At 52.8% G+C, this 18767-nt stretch carries 10 protein-coding genes; all 10 read left to right on the top strand.

The features are described 5' to 3' along the window. Window positions 1-262 precede the first annotated feature (262 nt). The 10 genes from ACN6MW_RS08130 to ACN6MW_RS08085 all read left to right on the top strand — a co-directional run bounded on the left by ACN6MW_RS08130 (window position 263) and on the right by ACN6MW_RS08085 (window position 18763). The gene (locus tag ACN6MW_RS08130) at window positions 263-4453 is read left to right on the top strand and encodes an S-layer homology domain-containing protein (RefSeq protein WP_419875012.1); all 4191 of its coding nucleotides are present in this window, start codon (window positions 263-265) and stop codon (window positions 4451-4453) included. A 473-nt stretch (window positions 4454-4926) separates the two neighbouring features. Continuing rightward, the gene (locus tag ACN6MW_RS08125; protein WP_419876301.1) at window positions 4927-5805 is read left to right on the top strand and encodes an ABC transporter permease; all 879 of its coding nucleotides are present in this window, start codon (window positions 4927-4929) and stop codon (window positions 5803-5805) included. Further along, window positions 5805-6674 carry a carbohydrate ABC transporter permease gene (locus ACN6MW_RS08120; RefSeq protein WP_364145751.1) on the top strand — a complete coding sequence of 290 codons (870 nt, stop codon included), beginning with the start codon at window positions 5805-5807 and terminating at the stop codon, window positions 6672-6674. The genes ACN6MW_RS08125 and ACN6MW_RS08120 overlap by 1 nt, the downstream gene beginning before the upstream one ends. An 89-nt stretch (window positions 6675-6763) precedes the next feature. After that, window positions 6764-8308 carry an extracellular solute-binding protein gene (locus ACN6MW_RS08115; protein WP_419875011.1) on the top strand — a complete coding sequence of 515 codons (1545 nt, stop codon included), beginning with the start codon at window positions 6764-6766 and terminating at the stop codon, window positions 8306-8308. A gap of 52 nt (window positions 8309-8360) precedes the next feature. Next, window positions 8361-9719: a Gfo/Idh/MocA family protein gene (locus ACN6MW_RS08110; protein WP_419875010.1), complete on the top strand. Its 1359-nt coding sequence runs from the start codon at window positions 8361-8363 to the stop codon at window positions 9717-9719. After that, the gene (locus ACN6MW_RS08105) at window positions 9719-11914 is read left to right on the top strand and encodes a glycoside hydrolase family 88/105 protein (protein WP_419875009.1); all 2196 of its coding nucleotides are present in this window, start codon (window positions 9719-9721) and stop codon (window positions 11912-11914) included. The genes ACN6MW_RS08110 and ACN6MW_RS08105 overlap by 1 nt, the downstream gene beginning before the upstream one ends. 98 nt (window positions 11915-12012) lie before the next feature. Continuing rightward, the gene (locus ACN6MW_RS08100; protein WP_419875008.1) at window positions 12013-14292 is read left to right on the top strand and encodes an AraC family transcriptional regulator; all 2280 of its coding nucleotides are present in this window, start codon (window positions 12013-12015) and stop codon (window positions 14290-14292) included. Window positions 14293-14337: 45 nt separating this feature from the next. Further along, entirely contained in the window at window positions 14338-16413 is a 2076-nt protein-coding gene (locus ACN6MW_RS08095; protein ID WP_419875007.1) for a glycoside hydrolase family 65, read from the top strand. A gap of 36 nt (window positions 16414-16449) precedes the next feature. Further along, entirely contained in the window at window positions 16450-17592 is a 1143-nt protein-coding gene (locus ACN6MW_RS08090) for an oligogalacturonate lyase family protein (protein ID WP_419875006.1), read from the top strand. 19 nt (window positions 17593-17611) lie between these two features. Beyond that, on the top strand, window positions 17612-18763 hold the full coding sequence (locus ACN6MW_RS08085) for a glycoside hydrolase family 88/105 protein (protein ID WP_419875005.1): 1152 nt from the start codon (window positions 17612-17614) through the stop codon (window positions 18761-18763). Window positions 18764-18767 lie beyond the last annotated feature (4 nt).

The raw sequence follows: 18767 nt of genomic DNA, 5'->3' as shown, positions 1-18767 counted from the left end.
ACCAACCAATTGCCGGCGGAATATACAATTTCGTCGATTTCAATGAATTATCGGAATTGCGCATCCGGTGGAGGATGTATCAATTGAACGGCTTCAGCGCTAGGGTTATGATGACCGTGACTATAAGCAGAGGGGGCAGGAGTGATGATATAAACAAGAAACATTTTGGCTTGGGGTAAGGGAATGACATTTGCTTGTTAGAGACGGATTGCCAAACGATATTTTGAAAGCGATTACATTACTCATTTAGCGGAGGTGCAAGATGAAGAGGTTTTTGGCACAAATACTTTGTATAGCGCTGTGTTTTTCTTTATTCCCGCTTCATAATCCCGCAGTAAAAGCTGCTAGTTCAGTATTGCCGGCATTTCCGGGAGCAGAGGGTTTCGGCTATGCAGCGTTAGGGGGGCGCGGCGGCGAGGTGTATCACGTCACTAGCTATGAGCTGACAGGTCCAGGAACATTCTATGATGCGCTTACGACAGTGGGGGACACCCCGCGCACCATCGTATTCGATATATCGGGAGAAATCACCACCCCCCAGATTATATTGAAAAATAAGTCCAATATCACCATAGCGGGTCAGACTGCGCCGGGGGATGGCGTAACCATCCGGTCTAACAATATTCGGTTCTATGACTGCAGCAATATCATTATTAGGTATTTGACCTTTCGGATGGGTGAACTAAGCGTGAAAGACGATGCGATGTATTTTGAGGACTGCCAGAATGTGATCGTCGATCACTCTTCATTTTCATGGGCGACGGATGAAGTCTTGTCCATCAAAAGCAAGGATTATGATCATCCCAGATCCAAAAACATAACGGTTCAATGGTCGATCATATCGGAGGCTCTGCTTACCCACTCGATGGGCGGGCTGATTGAAATGAATACCATTACCATGCACCATAATCTCTATGCCCATAATAACGACAGAAATCCGAAAACGAAAGGACAGATGGACTTTGTTAACAATGTCGTATACAACTGGGGCCAGTTTCCGTATGTTGCTGGCGGGGAATCCGGTACCAAAGGGTACGGTAATGTCGTCGGGAACTATTTTATTGCAGGGATTAACTCGGTAGACCCCCAATACGCGATTGTGCGCGGAAATGAGAACTACAAGCTTTATCTCCATAACAATCGGATCGACAGCAATAAAAACGGTATTCTGGACGGTACAGATACGGAGGCGGGAATGATGGAGGCAGACAGGCCTAGCATTATGGTGCCGGAGCGGTTTGAGTATCCCCTCGTCCATACGGAATTACCGGAAGCTGCATACAACCATGTTTTGAACCACTCCGGGTCGTCTCTGGCAAGGGACGCGGTTGATCAGCGGATTGTTGATAATGTGAGGAAACAGACCGGAGCGATTATTGGACATGAGAATGATGTAGGCGGGTATTCGGTATTGAAAAAAGAAACAGCCCCAGCCGATACGGACCGGGACGGCATGCCCAACGCCTGGGAACAAGAAAATGGATTGAACCCGAATGATCCGGGAGATGGAAACGGTGACCGCAATGGAGATGGCTATACCCATCTGGAGGATTATTTGAATGAGCTGGCGGCAGCCGGCTTCCCTGCGAATTATCCCTTAACCCCGGCAGCATGGTCCGGACCGCCGTTCATTCCGCCGGCAGAACCGGCACCAACGCCTGTTCCAACGCCAACAGCCAGTATGGACGGGAAATGGGTCAGAAATGTCGTCATTAACGATAATAGTAAAAACGGAGGCGTTAATGCATCCAAATGGTCGGTTCAGCAAAATTTTCAGCCGGGAGACGTGGAATACGGAGATCGATCGACCGGCTCCAAAATTTACAAGCTCGTAACCATACCGGATGCGTTGAAAGGCATGGAGTGGATTCGGGCTGCGATGGAGTCTAGAAGCGCTGCAAGCAGCGACCTGCTTTCCTTCTATCTGGCTGCCGATGCGGATGTCTATGTAGTTTACGATACGAGGATTCCTGAGCTTCCTGCATGGCTAGCCGCCTATGAGGATACGGGCGAGACGATTGCGGATGATCAACCGGTGGAGTACCGGCTGTACAAAAAACATTATTCTGCAGGGTCATTGGTAACGATGGGGGCGAATGGCAGCACTTCGAAAGGCAGCTATTATGTAATCCTTAAACCGACAAGTCCGCAAACAGAACCTCCGTCCAGCGGTCCGTCCGGGTTTACGGCAGCTTTCGCAGCAGGCAGCTCTGTTTCGCTAAAATGGTCACCGGCGAGTGACGCGGCTTCTTATCTTATCTATCGTTCCTCTTCTATTAACAATGTATTTAAAGCCGTTGCCAGTTCCGCAGCGGCAGAGTACGAGGATACGGCGATCGTCCAAGGGATTACCTATCAATATAAAGTGACAGCCTTGAATGCCGGAGGTGAATCTCCATTCTCCGATATTGCGGAAGTGGTTACTTTTGATCCTGCGCAGCCCGTACCGCCTGTGCCAACGGGTTTAATTGTTACGACGGAAAAGAGCATGAGCGTGGGGCTTGGCTGGGCAGCGGCCGAAGGAGCTACAAGCTACAGCATCTACAGAGCAGAAGCGCCTGAAGGCCTTTACCATAAGGTTGGCAGTTCGTTAACGGCAGCATATACCGATAAGACGGTGAGTCCTTCCTCTTCCTATTTCTATAAGGTATCGACGATAGGAATCGGCGGCGAGTCAGGCAAGTCAGACAGCGTGAGTGCCGCGACCCAACAGCCCGTGCTTCTTCCGCAAATCCCTTCAGGCATTTTGGCAGGTTCGGTAACGACCTTTGCTATCGAAATGCAATGGAACCCGGTCGACGGGGCAGAACGTTACAACCTTTATAGGAAAGGGAATAGCGAAAATGGATATGCCCAGGTAGCAAGCACCGAGTCCGCCGGCTTTGTCGATGACGGCATTAGTGTGACGGAGACCGGCTACAGCTACAAAATAACGGCAGTAAACGAAATGGGAGAGTCGGCACAAAGCGATGCGCTTACTATCGCAGTGCCCGTACCCTCCGCTTCTTCCGATCTCATTACTGGATTAGTGGGCGAATCCTTCGTCGGGCTCATCTGGGCAGCCCATGGCGATGCAACCCAATATAACATTTATAGGGAATCCGTTGGCGAGAGTGTATACAATCCAGGTTCTGCCAAAGTAGGTGCTTATTATGACCGCACGGTCAAGCCGGGTGTTGAATACAGCTATTACATCGTAGCCCAAAACGCCAGCGGAGAATCAGAAAAGTCCAATATCGTAAAGGTTAGGACCTTGGGGGCGCCCGCCGTACCGGATAACACCGGCCAGCCTGAAACGGGAACTTCGAAACCGGTCTTAGACCCCAAAACAGGAGAAGCAAAGATGATCCTGGCAATAAAGGACATGACAGATGCTTTTGATCAGGCAAAAACGGATAAAGACGGCTATAAGATCATCACTGTCGACATCCCTAAGGTAGACGGAGCGAAGGCCTATACGGCGGTTCTTCCGGCCGATTTTCTTACCCATAACGATGCCATCCGAAAAATGGAGATAAAAACAGAGCTGGGAACCATTGTTGTGCCGGAGGGGATGCTCTCGGGCGCTAATGTCTCTGCCAAAGAAATCGGCTTAAGCATCGGTATCGGGGATATAACGGCTCTTCCTGCACAGGTGAAGGACAAAATCGGAGATAACCCGGTTATCCATCTGAATGTCTTTGCCGACGGCCATAATTTAGAATTCAACAATCCCGAGAAACCCGTAACCGTATCTGTACCTTACAAACCGACAGCCAAGGAATTGAAGAGTCCCGAGCATATTACGGTATGGTTTATAGACGGACAGGGAAATACCCAGCCTGTACCTAGTGGAAGGTATAATACGGCAGCAGGAAGGGTCACATTTGCAGCCGCAGGGACGGGGTCATTCGCCGTAGTGTCTGTTTTTAAAACCTTTGGCGATCTAGAACGCTACGCATGGGCAAAAGATTCGGTAAACATCTTGGCGTCCAAAGGCATTATTAATGGAGTCGGAGAAAATACATTCGAACCCGCTGCCGCGGTTACTAGGGCTGACTTTACCTTATTACTGATCAAGACGCTTGGGTTAACGGCAAAAGCCGATTCGAATTTTGCTGATCTGAATACCGAAGACTATTACTATGAAGCCGTAGGTATCGCTAAAGCGCTTGGCCTTGCAAAAGGAAAAGGCGAAAATCGCTTTAATCCGGAAGAGCCGATAGCAAGGCAGGATATGATGGTATTGACCGCAAGAGCTATGGCAATCGCGAAGAAGCTTAACGTAACCGGAATGGATAACAGCCTAGATAACTTTGCAGACCGGGAGGATGTCGCAGACTATGCAGCAGAAGAATTAGCAAAAATGGTTAAAGAAGGCCTTATTGCCGGAAGCGGAGGTGAGCTTCAACCTCTTGCGAATACGACAAGAGCAGAAGCCGCAGTCCTGCTTTACAGGGTATACAATAAGTAAGCGGATTACCAACGAACGAGCCGTGTAAAAGGATAGGTATTCCTGTCCGCCCAGAAGACTGCCGAGAAAATCCCGGCAGTCTTCTTTGAGTCCGGCAGGGATAGAGACGATGAGGAACTGCCGCCAGGCGTCAACAAACCAATCCGCCACAGCATCAACAAATCCCCTAAGGCCTTGCTGCTGCGGCTTTTTCTCATGCTTGAAGAACAGCATCCGAAAGGTGGGACAGCCGCGTTTGTTCACCAACCTATCGCGGTTTGAGTGCGCGAATCGTCCAATTTGGGCCGGATCGCGGATTTGTGTGTGCCATGTTGAATTGATCAATTGTTTATACTGCGCTTGAACAGGTAAGATGGCGGTACAAGAAGCGAAGGAGGTTCACGATGGCAAATGCGCAAGATCAATTGGAGCCCGGCTCCACTCGCGTATCGACTGAGAGATTCCAATTGACGGGGAATCGTTATCTCGTAAATATGCGTAAGTATTGGATGCTGTACGTCATGATACTGCCCGGCATCATCTATTATCTCGTATTTAAATATTTACCGCTGGCCGGCAGCGTGATCGCGTTTCAGGACTATCAGATTTTCAAAGGCATGCTGTCAAGCTCATGGGTCGGGCTCGACAACTTCAAATTTATTTTCACGTACGAAGATTTCTATTTAGTATTAAGAAATACGGCGACAATCGCCCTATATCAACTTGTGTTTGGGTTCCCGGCACCGATCATCTTAGCTCTTCTCTTTAATGAAGTCAGGTTGATGCTTGCCAAACGGGTCATGCAGAGCTTGTTCTATCTCCCGCATTTCTTATCCTGGGTCGTCGTTGGCGGCATCGTATTCGAATTGCTGTCGAGTCAAGGCGTCTTCAATATGATGCGGGGATGGTTCGGGCAGGAAACGATTCTGTTCATGCAGGAACAACGGTATTTTCGCGCCATTGTCGTCATATCCGGCATTTGGAAGGATGTGGGCTGGGGAACGATCATCTACTTGGCCGCGATCGCTGGCATTAATCCGAGCTTATATGAAGCGGCTGTCATGGACGGGGCAAACCGGTGGAAGCAGACGATCCATATTACGCTGCCTACCATGTTCCCAACCATTCTCGTACTGTTCCTATTGAATATCGGAAACTTCCTGGAGCTTGGTTTTGATCAGATTTATAACTTATTGACGCCGATGACGTATTCGGTCGGGGACATTATCGAGACGTATGTATACCGGGCAGGCGTGCTGCAAGGGCAGTACAGCGTCACGACAGCGATCGGATTATTCCAATCGGTCATCGGATTCGCGCTATTGTGGATATTTAACCGCATGGCCCGAAAAACAGAACAGGGGTTGTGGTGATGAGAAAGACTACAGGAGATCAACTATTCCAGTTTTTCAATTACGCGTTTCTTATCGCTGCGGCTGCCACGATGCTGCTTCCGCTTCTCCAGCTGCTGGCCGTCTCCTTCAGCTCGCCGATCGCGGCGGATTCCAAGCAGGTGTTTCTGTTCCCCGTTGAATTCACGACGGCATCCTGGTCGCACATTTTGCAAAACACGGGGCTGTGGAGGTCGTTCGGTATCACCGTTTATATAACGGTCGCCGGAACTTTTCTGAGCATGCTGTTCTCGGTGCTGACGGCCTATCCGTTATCGCATAAGCAATTTCTCATCCGCAAGCCGGTTATGCTCGGTATTATCATTACCATGATCTTCAATGCGCCGATGATCCCGTTTTTTCTGACGGTGCGCGAGCTTGGCATGATGAACTCGCTATGGTCGCTCATTTTGCCGGGGGTAATCGGCACGTTCAACATGATCATTATCCGTACCTTCTTTACGGGTATCCCGAAAGAGCTTGATGATTCCGCGCGGATCGACGGCTGCAATGAGGCCGGCATCTTATTTCGAATTTATTTGCCGCTCTCAAAGCCGGTGATGGCCACCGTAAGCCTGTTTTATGCGGTAGGCTATTGGAATACCTTTCAGCGGGCGGTGCTGTTCATCCGCGATCCGGAGAAATGGCCGCTGCAAACGAAGCTTCGCGCTTATTTGACCTCGCCGGAGGAGCTTGCCGCAGTCAATCTGGTTCTAGGAGATTACGATTTCAATACGACAACGTTGAAAGCGGCTACAATATTGTTCGCGACGATTCCGATTGTTCTCGTATATCCTTATTTGCAAAAATATTTCGTGAAGGGCTCTATGCTGGGTTCCTTGAAAGAATAACGGGTCTTATTGCGGAAGAAAAAGCGGTATGAAGCCGGGGCGCCGGCTTGATATATAGCACTACTACATTTAAAAGGGGGACTGAACACATGATGAAACATGTTTTTGGAAAGTCGGCCAGAGTATCCGCTTTGGTATCGCTGCTGGTCGTTTCGATTCTCTCCGGCTGCTCCAGCAATGGAGAGAAGCCTGCAGCTTCAGGGAATGACGCGGGGAAGAACAATCCCGTTACGGTAAAAGTATTCAAAAGCCATATGGGCGTAGGAACCATTCCAGGCAAAGATAATGAGCATGTGAAATATGTGGAGGAGAAGACGGGAGTCGTATATGAGCTGGTGACGACGGCACCCGGCTCGGAGCCGACGGAATTTCTGAACCTGATGATTGCCTCTGATGATCTGCCGGACATTCTCCGTCCGATTGGGGGCATCGAGCAGACGTTAATCAAGCAAGGCGGCGCTTTGGCGCTTGATGAATTGCTGCCGAAGTACGCGCCTAATGTTTGGAAGAACATTCCGGAAGAAGCATGGGATATCGTAAGATCAGCTTCCCCGGACGGCCATATCTACTACGTGCCTAAGGTGTTTCTCGTACCCGAGCGGGCGCCGATGATCCGTCAGGACTGGCTTGACAAGGTAGGACTGTCTATTCCGAAAACAACAGAGGAATATAAAGAGGTGCTGCGGGCATTCCGGGACAAGGACCCGAACGGCAATGGCAAAGCAGATGAGCTGCCTACCTCGGGACGCGAGTTTGGCAAGTGGATGGACCACCTGTTCGGCATGTATGGCGTCGCGATGTGGGAAGGCGTACCGGAATGGGATATCTATGAGGGAGAAATTCAATACGCCGGCGTTACGAAAAATATGAAGGCCGCTATCGCGTATATTCGCGAGTTATACGAAGAGAAGCTTTTGGACAATGAGACGTTCCTGAACAAAGGCGATGTGTGGCAGGCCAAAATCAACAATAACCTGGTCGGCAGCTGGTATCACCTTCCGGCTAACCTCCGCGACCGCTATACCGCGATGCTCAAAGGAGCGCCGGATGCTTACGTAGTCGGCATGCCGGTACCTAAGGCTGAAGGTTTTGAAGGTTTTGTTACGCAGAAAAGCATGGGTGAGCCAGAGTGGATGATCCCGACTGTCGCAAAGGATAAAGCCGAATATTCCCTTAAGCTGCTCGATTTCTTCTATGACCAAAGCAACGATGAATTCATTCGCTTTGGCATCGAGGGGCAGCAACATGAAGTCGTAAACGGCAAGAAGGTAGTGTTGCCTCCGGAGGACAGCCGCCCAATCGCGCTTGGGATGCGCAATCTGACAACCAAGGAAGACATGGATGTACGGATCAAGGAGACGATTCCGGAAGACATGCAGAAGATGGTTCAGGATGTCTTCGCGGTCAGCACGTCCGATGCGCGTCGAATCGCCGGCGACGGATTGCCGAATACGGTATACGAAGGTTTCCCGGATATTCAATCGCATAAGCTTTTCCAAGAATATTTGACGAAGATCGTCATTGGCGAGTGGCCGTTGGAGAAATTTGACGAGTTCGTGGACCGCTGGAATCACGCCGGAGGCGAGGCCGTCACCAAGCGTGTTCAAGAATGGTATGCGAAAGTGAAGAAATAAGCATCTGCGGCTGTCTTCATGATCTTGTAAATGCAAGAAAGGATTGGATCAGATGAGAAAACGATACGCCATTTGCGGAGTGAGCGGACGTGCGCTGGGCATGTTCGCGAAGCCTATCCTGACTACTTTCGCCGGTAGCTGCGAGCTTGTCGGCTTGCTCGACCGCGATCCGATGCGCTTTGAGCTGTACCGTTCGAGATACCCGGAGCATGCCGGCATAAGAACCTACGGCGAGAACGAGTTTGATCGTATGGTGGATGAGACGAAGCCAGACGTAATTATCGTCGCAGGCCGCGACGACACGCATGCGCAGTACTTGATTGCCGCACTTGAGCGTGATCTAGATGCCATTACGGAGAAACCGATGGTGACGACGGGGGCGGACAGCAAGCGTGTTATCGAAGCGGAGAAAGCGAGCAAGGGCTCTGTCATTGTGACATTCAACTACCGTTATGCCCCGATTCATACGAAGATCAAGGAGATTGTGCAAGATGGGAAGCTTGGCAGAATAACGTCGATTGACTTGAATTGGTACTTGGATACGTATCACGGCTCCAGCTACTTCAAAAGGTGGAACCGGGACCGCGAGTTGTCGGGTGGTTTGTCCGTGCACAAGAGCACGCATCATTTCGATTTAGTCAATTGGTGGATTGATCAGAGGCCGGCAGAAGTGTTCGCATTTGGCGCTTTGAATTATTATGGCGCCGAGGGCGAGGCGAATCCGAAGAAGGAGGACGGCCGGTTCTGCAGCACCTGTGCACATACCGAGGATTGCTCATATTACTCGCGTTGGAATGCCCGCAGCCGGAATCTTAAAGTGCCGGATGATCATCTTGGGTCTCTCGATGCAGGGAAGCCTGCGGCGTTTCCCTATTCGGATTACCGTCCGGACCGCTGCATCTTCGATTCGGAAATTGAAATTGAAGATACGTATACCGCGACCGTGAAATACAGCGGCGGTGCGCTGCTCAGTTATTCCGTCAACTTCTCGCTGCCTTATGAAGGCTATAGGCTGGCCATTAACGGGACGAAAGGGAGGCTCGAGACGGTGGAATATCATATGCCTGGCAGAACGCCTTTCCCTACGCCTGTCCAAACGATCGACTACTTTCCATTGTTCCGCTCGAAGGAAACGATACATGTCGTGCACCGGGAAGGCGGACATGGCGGGGGGGATCCGCTGCTGCTGGAAGACCTATTCATGGGTGAGGACCGTAGACGTCCGTTCCGTATCTTGTCGGGCGCGGTTGACGGCGCTTATTCGGTGGCGACGGGCGAAGCGGTCTGGCGCTCGGTGAAGGAGCATCGCCTGGTTACGATCGAGGAGGTATTGGAAAACGGTACCGACACCACTGGCAGTGGATCGCAGGAACGTCAAGAGAGCCTAAGCGGCCAGGGAGGCGGAGTGTAATGGCAGCAAACCTAAGCCGGTATTTCGATCCGATGGAAAGCATGGCAGCGCAGACGGAGGGCGGCAGCATCCCGCATGTGCTTAAGGTTATCGCGCAGCGGTATGTTGGCGACAATCCGCCGCATGAGCCGGTGTATCGGGTGACGCGGACCAGCGCGATTCGCAAAGGAGCGGATCATTTATATGAATTTCCGCTGCAGAGCATGTTCAAGGATATGGAAGAGGGCCAGAGGGTTTATGCCTGGGCAAAGCTTTGGATCGAGCAGCCGCAGGAGTTCATCTTCCATCTTCGCTGCTTCGGGCCAGTGAGGCTGTACCATAATGGTAATCAGCGCTTCGGATCCTCTCCGGAAGAGGAGTTTTCCGAGGCGGCGCAAGGAGCACCCGCGCTGCCGATCAAGCTGAAGGTGAATCTGGTACGGGGTTGGAACCACTTTGTTCTGGAGCTGGGTAAGGGCCGGGAAGGGAACTGTGGCGCAGCCTTCGGAACAGGCAGCCGCAAAAATAAGCCTTTTCACTTTCTGGCGCCGTCCGATGAGCGGGAAGGGGAGGAAGGCTGGATCTATACGGCACCGTCGGCCGAGCCGCTGAATCGCATCCCGGGCGCGAATCAGGCGGAGGCAGCCACCGGAGCGGAATGGCTGCCTGTATGTGAAGAGGGGAAGGGGCGTTTGGATCTTCTATATGGCATGCAGCCTGGCTATTCGGCTTATGCATGGACAACGATCTCGAACCGTACCGCCTCGAAGCAGCAAGTCACGATCGCCGGAGCCTCCTATGGTCCATTACGGTTATTATGGCAGGGAAAAGAAGTGTACGCGGCACAAGAATCCGGAGACTTCTCCTTCGAGCTTGACGCAAACCCGGGTAGCAGCGATCTCATCGCCCAGTGCCGCTGCGATGCGCAAGGATGGGGCTTTCAGCTTGGGGACATTGCAGCGCCTGGCGTTGAACTGGTTCTCGGACGTCGCGTGCATGGCTATAAAGGTCAATGGCTGCTGCTGGGTCCGCTCTCACCGGAAGCGAATATTAATCCGGCTGATTATCTGGCACTCGACAAGGTGGCAGCTGACCTCCGCATGAACATCTTCTGGACGACGGACCAGCCGGAAGCAAATGTGCGTCCATTTCTCGAAAACGAGCTGTACGGCCGTTGGAATTATCCGCTTGGCGTCACGCTGTCCGGGCTGCTCGGTACAGGCGGGCTGCTGCAGCGCGAAGAGCTGGCGAATTATGTTGCGGGCCATGTCGAGTTCGCGACATCGACTTATGCATACTCCCTGTGGGACCGTGAGCGATTCGGAGCAGCAGGCTTGAATAATCAGCTGTCGCATATCGATAGCCTGGATGACTGCGGCTCCTTCGGAGCGTTGGCCATTATGGCTGAACGGATCCGTCCGCTTAAAGGCTCGCGTACGGTGGCGGATGACATTGCCCATTATATTATGAACGTTCAGGATCGCATGGAAGACGGCGCGCTTTACCGCAAGGTCGGCGTCTCGCCAAGCATGCATAACACGATGTGGTGCGACGATATGTACATGAGCGTTCCTTTCCTGTGCAGGTATGCCGAGCTTACCGGCGATCCGGGCTATAGGGATGAAGCCGCCAAGCAGCTGCTGCTTTATAAGAAGTATTTGTACATGGCGGACCGGCAGGTCATGTCCCATGTGTATGATGTCGCCAATAACAAGCCCTCCGGGACGGTATGGGGCAGGGGCAACGGCTGGGTGTTTTTCTCGCTGGCCGTATTGCTCGAAGCATTGCCAATTACGCATGCCAGTTATCCGTCGATACTCGCTTTCTATCGGGAGCTGGCCGAAGGATACCGCAGGCTGCAGGGAAAGCATGGCCTGTGGCATCAAGTATTGATCGATGCGGAGTCGTATGAGGAATCCTCCTGCACCTCAATGTTCATCTACGGCTTTGCGCTCGGGATCCGCCATAGCTGGCTCGAGAATCCGGACCCTTACATCCGGGCGGCGCTGGCCGGCTGGCAGGGATTATGCGAGCGGGCCGTCGACAAACGGGGGAATCTGTACGGGGTATGCAAAGGTTCCAGCTGGTCATACTCCCATGCTTACTACAAGCATGATTTAGGCTGGAACTTGAATGATACGCATGGCATCGGCATCGTACTGCTTGCCGGCATTGAAACGCAGCGAATGAAAGAATGGTTGATAGAGAAGGGTTGAACGGGTCTGGAGTGTGAGCAAGAAGATCGGACTGAGTATGTTGCGAGGACGGGATCACGTTATAATAGAAGGATCCTCGGCATAAGGTGGGATTTATCGTGACACAGTCTATCAAGAAATGGTTGAAATATAATCTGGCACATACCCAAGTGAGGCTCGTGCTAATTTTGACCGTTTCCGTCTTTCTCATTATTCTGGCTGTAAGTCTGACCTCGTACAACACGTCGAAGTCGGTGATGCAAGAAGAGCTCAGCGAATTGCAGCGCCAGATGCTGAAGCTCGATATGAACGTGATCGACGAGTTGGTCAGCGAGAGCGACAAGGTCGCGATTCAAGTCGCTGTGAGCGATAATGTCTACAAGTTTTTGACAAGCAGCGTACAGGGCTCTTATACGAATATTACGGAGGCCTACCAGTTTCTATCGACATTAATCAGCAATTCCAAGTATATCAAAAGCATTTACGTCTATGATCTTACCCGGGAAAGCTTTCTGGCCATTCCGCAGGGCTTCAGCTCCAATAAGCTGACATTCGACGACTCCGACTGGACCGGCGTAGCCTCTGAATTCGGAGAGAGGACGACGCTCATTAAGAAACGGATGGTACCGGAAGGGGCAGGAGCCAAAGGCTCAAGCGTTACGCTGTTCCGCAAGATCACGATTCAAGGGGAGTTCAAAGGAATCGTTGCCGTCAATCTTAAAAACGAGGAATTATTCGCAAAGCTGAATCCGCCGCTCATGAGCAATTTGAACCGGATGCGCTATATTATCGACGAGCATGACGAACTGCTTTACTCCGTTTCAAACTATGCGTTCGATCAAGAGTCGGTGAACCGCGCGATTGAGACGCTGAGAGAGGATGATAGCGGGGATATCACCATCCAGAATCGCCAATTGCTCGTTAATCAGCTGGAATCGCCCGTAACGGGATGGAGCTATGTGTCGATCGTTGAGCAGGATAGCCTGCTGGCTAAGTCCAAGCGGGTGGCGAAGGTGGTTCTGCTTGTATCCATCGCGGCTCTCGGGCTTGGCGGGGCAACGATTTTTTATATTAATGCGGCAGCTTTCCGCCCCGTACGCAGGCTCAAGCAGCTGTTCAGCAGGTATGACCGCAAGACGAGCGGACCGGAGGGCATGGATCTGGAGAAGCTTGCCGGAGAATTGCTCACCAATCACGCGCATCTGGCACAGCTTGTCCGGGAGTCGATGTCGGAGGCTGCCTCGAAGCTGCTTACCGATATTTATTCCGGCAATCTCAGCGGGAAGCGGGATATCGAAGAGAAATGGAACCGTTATTTCGGAGAATGGACGGCGGCGCCGGTGACGGTGGCTGTTCTGTCGATCGACCGTTACGAGGAATGGTCCCGTACATTCACCGGCGGCGATCATTCGCTGTTGAAGTTTGCTTTGGCCAATATTGTTGCAGAGCTGTTCGAACCGCAGTGGCGAATCGTATGCGCCGATTTCGGTACGGATAAGACCGCCATCCTGCTGCAGCCGCGCGTAGAAGGACTGCGCTGCGAGAGCGCGCTGGCTGAATCGCTGGAGGTTGTGTCGCGCTTATTGAAATTTAGCGTATCGGCGGGCGTCAGCAACACGCAGACGGATATTGCCAAATTAAAGCAGGTAATGCTAGAAGCGGAGAATGCGCTTACATACCGGTTGTACCAGGGCTATGGGCAGGTAATCATGTTCCATGAGGTGTCCGGGCATGAAGTGAACGAGCCGCTGCAGCATGAAAGCACGCTGGATGAATTGATTGTTGCTATAGAAATGGGCGAGGAGCCGGGAGCAATGGAAGCCGTCGGCCGTATGACCGATCATATCCGCAGTCAGTATGGATATCCATCGGATGCCGTAGCATTCCTGCAGTCGGCCATCGAGCGGATCGAGCAAATCCGGCCGGCTTCGGACATCTCCGATTGTCAAACCAATGTCCGGCTCGATACCCTTTGCCTGGAGGATATCCAAGGCGAACTGGAGAGGCGGGTTACCGTGCTGGCGCAGCGTTTCCGCCGATTGGCCGAGAGCAAGGATTTTATAATGTGCCAGCGGATGATCGACTACTTGAAGCAAAATCTAAACGAGCCGATCGGCATACCGGAAATCGCCGAAGCGATTGGCATTAGCAGCAGCCTTGCCAGCCAGCTGTTCAAACAAGAAACGGGCGAGACGATCTATAACTATTTGACCCGTCTTCGTATCGAGCGGGCGAGCGAGCTGCTGCTGAAGACGGATGACCGCATTTCGGATATCGGGCTGATGGTCGGCTATCAGCATGAGAACAGCTTTATTCGCAGCTTCCGCAAATACAAGGACATTACCCCGGGCAAGTTCCGGGATATGATGAGAACCCGGATGGATTTTCCGTTCGAATGAGTATACGTTGGGCGGCCATCGGGTTCTAACAGACAGGAGGAGCCAATGGACAGACGACAGATCGTGGAACGCCATCAACCGGAGCTGAATAAATGGGATCCTTTGTCCCCGTTCTCCGTAGGCAATGGCGAATTTGCCTTCAGCGCCGACATTACCGGCCTGCAGACTTTTCCGAATCAATATGAGGTGCCGCTGGGCACGCAGTCCAATTGGGGATGGCATTACACGGGCGGTCCGGGACGGTTCAATGAACGCGATGCCGCGTACCAACCCTACGATACGCACGGCCGAGAGGTCGGGTATGCGATGAAGCCGGGCGACAAGCCGGAGGCTTACCACTGGCTGCGCCAGAACCCGCACCGCCTTCAGCTTGGCCGCATTTCGTTTCGGTTCCTAACAGAATCAGGCGAAGAAGCGCAAGCCGGGGATATAACGGAAATTAGCCAGAAAATGAATCTTTGGTCAGGCATTTTGACAAGCGAATTCGCAGTAAACAGTGTGCCGGTTCATGTCACGACGGCCTGCCATCCGACGATTGACGCGATCGGGGTAAATGTCGATTCACCGCTTATTAAACAAGGAAGGCTGCAGGTGTTCATTCGTTTTCCTGCGCCGGATATGGTCTCAACCACATGGGCCAAGGCCGTTTTCGCGGATCTGGGCAATGACGGCAGGCATCTTACGGAGCTGGGCGAGTCGGGCGATAAAGGGGCAATGATCGCGAGAAGCATGGACGAGGACCGCTATGAGGTCAACTGGTCTTGGAGCGCCGGGAGCCTCGAGCGGACCGGCGTGCACGAATTCACGCTGCTGCCGGACCGGAGCGGAGAATCGCTGGAATTCTCCGTAGGCTTCGCCCAGGAGTCGGCGCAGACGGCAGAGGTTGAAGCCATTAAGGCCGCGAGCGCGCGTCATTGGGAGTCGTTCTGGATGAGCGGCGCGGCGATCGATTTCTCCGGAAGCGCGGATCCAAGAGCCTATGAGCTGGAGAGACGCGTCGTATTGTCGCAATTTTTGCTTGCGCTGCACAGCGGCGGCTCGCTGCCTCCGCAAGAAACCGGCCTGATGTACAATAGCTGGTTCGGCAAGTCGCATCTGGAGATGCATTGGTGGCATGCGGCTCATTTTCCATTGTGGGGCAGAGAGAATTATTTGCTGAACAGCATGGATTGGTATGAGCGAATTTTACCGGTAGCGCGCGAATTGGCGCAGTCTCAAGGTTACGAAGGGGCGCGTTGGCCCAAAATGGTTGGCTTCGACGGCAAGCCTTGCCCATCGCCGGTCGCGAACGGTCTAATTTGGCAGCAGCCGCATCCGATGACGCTTGCCGAGCTATGTTATGAGGCAGATCCGTCGAGCGCTACGCTTACGCGGTTCCGCAGCATCGTGTTCGAAGCGGCGGATTTCATGGTTTCCTTTGCGCATTGGAATAACGAGAAGCGAGTATATGATCTGGGACCGCCCCTTATTCCTGCGCAGGAATGCCATTCGATGCAGGACAGCAAAAATCCGCCATACGAGCTGGAATACTGGAAGTACGGCTTGGAGATTGCCATTCGCTGGGCGGAACGCATGCAGCAGCCCGTGAACCCGCTTTGGGCAGAGGTTGCCGGTTCGTTAGCCGAGCCTCCGCAGGCGGAAGGCGTGTATCTCGCCCATGAGCTGTGCCCGGAAACATTTCAGACGAAAAATCGCGATCATCCGTCCATGCTGGGGGCGCTTGGCATTTTGCCGGGCACGCTGATCGACCGCAAGGTCATGCTGGATACACTGCTGAAGGTGAAGGAAGTGTGGATCTGGGAATCGGCATGGGGCTGGGATTTCCCGATGTGTGCCATGACGGCGGCTAGACTCGGAGAACCGGATCTCGCCGTGGATTTTCTTTTGATGGATGCTTCCAAAAATACTTACCTAACCAACGGTCATAATTATCAGCGCCCTGGTTTATCCGCTTATCTGCCTGGCAACGGGGGCCTGCTGGCTGCGGTTGCCATGATGGCTGCCGGCTGGAAGGAAGACGAAGGCGGAGAACCAGCGGCTAAATCGGCTGCCTGCAATCCAGGCTTCCCGCAGGATGGAAGCTGGTCGGTGAAATGGGAGGGGCTGAAGCCCTGGCTGTAGAGAATTCCAAAGTTCTCAAATTCAGGAGGCGGGAGCATGTCTGCAAAAGGAACGGTATGGCCCTCGGAACGGAAGACGGAGATCGATCGGCTAACAGGCCTTGAAGTCACGCAATTAACCAATTATAAGGCGCATAGCTATCATTTATATTTTACGGAAAACGGTTGGTATGACGGTGAACAACGGCTGTTGTTCATCTCGGACAGGGGGAATTGCGCGAACCTGTACAGCCTGCATGTGAACAGCGGTTTGATCACCCAGCTGACGGATTACAAGGATATCGATCGATTGGATGCTTGCCTGCTTCCGGACGGAAGCGCGGCGTTCGTCAAGATCGAACGAAGCCTTGTTCGTCTGGATCTGGAATCGCTTGAAGAGAAGCTGATCTACGAAGCGCCGGAGGGCTATCATCTAGGCAATGCGAACGCGACAGCCGACGGCCGGTTCGTGATGACCTGCGTGCAAGAGGATCTGTCGCATCGCATCCGGCTCGATCTTGGCAACGGCTATGTCGGCCATCGGGAGCTCATGGAGGCTGCGCCCCACAGCATGATCGTACGTATTGATGCGCAGGCCGGCGGCGGAGAGAAGGTATACGAAGCGAACAAGTTCATTACCCATATCAATACATCCCCAAAGGAGCCTTGGCTGATGACATTCTGCCACGAAGGCCCATGGCATCTGGTTGACCACCGCATTTGGGGGCTGGACCTGCGCACCGGCCAGGCTTGGAAGATCAGGGAGCGGCTGGAGGATGGCGAGAAGGTTGGGCATGAGTTTTTTTATCCCGATGGCGTAACGGTCGGCTATCATGGATTCCGTGCGGATGGCACCAACTTTTTTGGCAGTATTCGTTATGATAACACGGGCATGGAAGAGACGGAGTTTGGCTTTGACACTTGGCATGGCTATGCGGACGGATTGGGTCAAGCCATAGTGGATGGCAAGGGAGCAGTCAAGACGCTTAGCCTATGGCGCAAGATGGACGGCGTATACGAGGGACCGCGCATCCTGTGCGAGCTGCGATGCAGCTTTCATTCGCAGAAGGTGCATGCCCACCCGCGCTTTAATGCGGACGGAAAAAGGCTGATCTTCACAAGTGATAAGAATGGATATGGCAATTTGTATTTAGTCGAGATTCCAGAAGATTTTAGTTCTTTGCCGTTGATGGCAACGTAACCGAAGGAGGGGAAGGCTAATGAACACTGCAACTGAAATACTTAGTGCCGAACGCATTTCCGTTCGGGTCGCCAGAACGATCCTGTCCCAAAGCCAAGACGGCTATCACCCGAATATCGCGGGTAAGTGGGGCTATGTGGCTGGCATGGCGCTGACGGCGATCGGCCGGCTCGGCGACTGGACGGAAGAAGCCGAATACCAAGCAACAGTGAAGCGGCATATCGACATCTTTATCCAAGAGGACGGCTCCATTCGCGGCTATAAGCTGGAGGAATATAATCTCGACCATATTAACGAAGGAAAAAACCTGCTGAGACTATGGAGAGAGAGCGGAGAATCTAAGTATGAGCAAGCTGCCCGGCTTCTTATTACCCAATTGATCGGCCAGCCCCGTACGGAAGAAGGCGGATATTGGCATAAAAAAATATATCCCTTCCAAATGTGGCTGGACGGCCTGTACATGTCTTCTCCGTTCATGGCCGAATTTGCCAAGACCTTTGGCGAGAGCGGTTGGTTCGATGAAGCGGCGCATCAACTGCTGTTGATCGAACGGCGAACGCGCAACCCGCAAACGGGATTGCTGCATCACGCATGGGACGAGAGCAGGGAGCAGCGCTGGTGCGATGGCAGCACGGGCCGTTCCCTGCATGTGTGGGGACGCGGGATGGGCTGGTACGCCATGGCGCTCGTAGACTCACTTGAGCATTTTCCCGTCCATCATCCAAAGCGCGGACAGCTGATGGGGATTTTCGAGCGGATGGCAAATGCCTTGCTGCGCGTACAGGATCAGGAGAGCGGCGTATGGTACCAGCTGCTGGACTGCAACGGCCGCCAAGGAAACTATTTGGAGTCGTCGGGCTCGTGCATGTTGACGTATGCCTTGGCTAAGGGCATTCGGCTCGGCTATTTGGCGGAGATTGACAGGCAGGCGGTGGAGCGAGCTTATGACGGGATTCTTGAGCGCTTCGTAACCGAGGATGAACATGGGGTTCATCTCCATAGCATTTGTAACGGGGCCGGCTTGGGCGGGCGCAAATATCGCGACGGCTCCTATGAATATTATATGAGCGAGAGGGTCGTCAGCGATGTGCTGATGGGCGTCGCCCCGCTGCTGCTGGCGAGCGTCGAGCTGGAACGCCTTCGAGGACAGACGGATTCGGACGCTATATAAAGGA

This window comes from Pristimantibacillus sp. PTI5 (assembly GCF_048572955.1).
Classification (GTDB): Bacteria; Bacillota; Bacilli; order Paenibacillales; family Paenibacillaceae; genus Pristimantibacillus.
Note: the sequence above shows the minus strand (reverse complement) of the source record. Positions and strands in the feature narration are given on the sequence as shown.

Bases quoted from the DNA above. Each gene is read 5' to 3' on its own strand.
- ACN6MW_RS08130 (WP_419875012.1), top strand. From the start codon at position 263: ATGAAGAGGTTTTTGGCACAAATACTTTGTATAGCGCTGTGTTTTTCT.
- ACN6MW_RS08125 (WP_419876301.1), top strand. From the start codon at position 4,927: ATGCGTAAGTATTGGATGCTGTACGTCATGATACTGCCCGGCATCATC.
- ACN6MW_RS08120 (WP_364145751.1), top strand. From the start codon at position 5,805: ATGAGAAAGACTACAGGAGATCAACTATTCCAGTTTTTCAATTACGCG.
- ACN6MW_RS08105 (WP_419875009.1), top strand. From the start codon at position 9,719: ATGGCAGCAAACCTAAGCCGGTATTTCGATCCGATGGAAAGCATGGCA.
- ACN6MW_RS08090 (WP_419875006.1), top strand. From the start codon at position 16,450: ATGTCTGCAAAAGGAACGGTATGGCCCTCGGAACGGAAGACGGAGATC.
- ACN6MW_RS08095 (WP_419875007.1), top strand. From the start codon at position 14,338: ATGGACAGACGACAGATCGTGGAACGCCATCAACCGGAGCTGAATAAA.
- ACN6MW_RS08085 (WP_419875005.1), top strand. From the start codon at position 17,612: ATGAACACTGCAACTGAAATACTTAGTGCCGAACGCATTTCCGTTCGG.
- ACN6MW_RS08115 (WP_419875011.1), top strand. From the start codon at position 6,764: ATGATGAAACATGTTTTTGGAAAGTCGGCCAGAGTATCCGCTTTGGTA.
- ACN6MW_RS08110 (WP_419875010.1), top strand. From the start codon at position 8,361: ATGAGAAAACGATACGCCATTTGCGGAGTGAGCGGACGTGCGCTGGGC.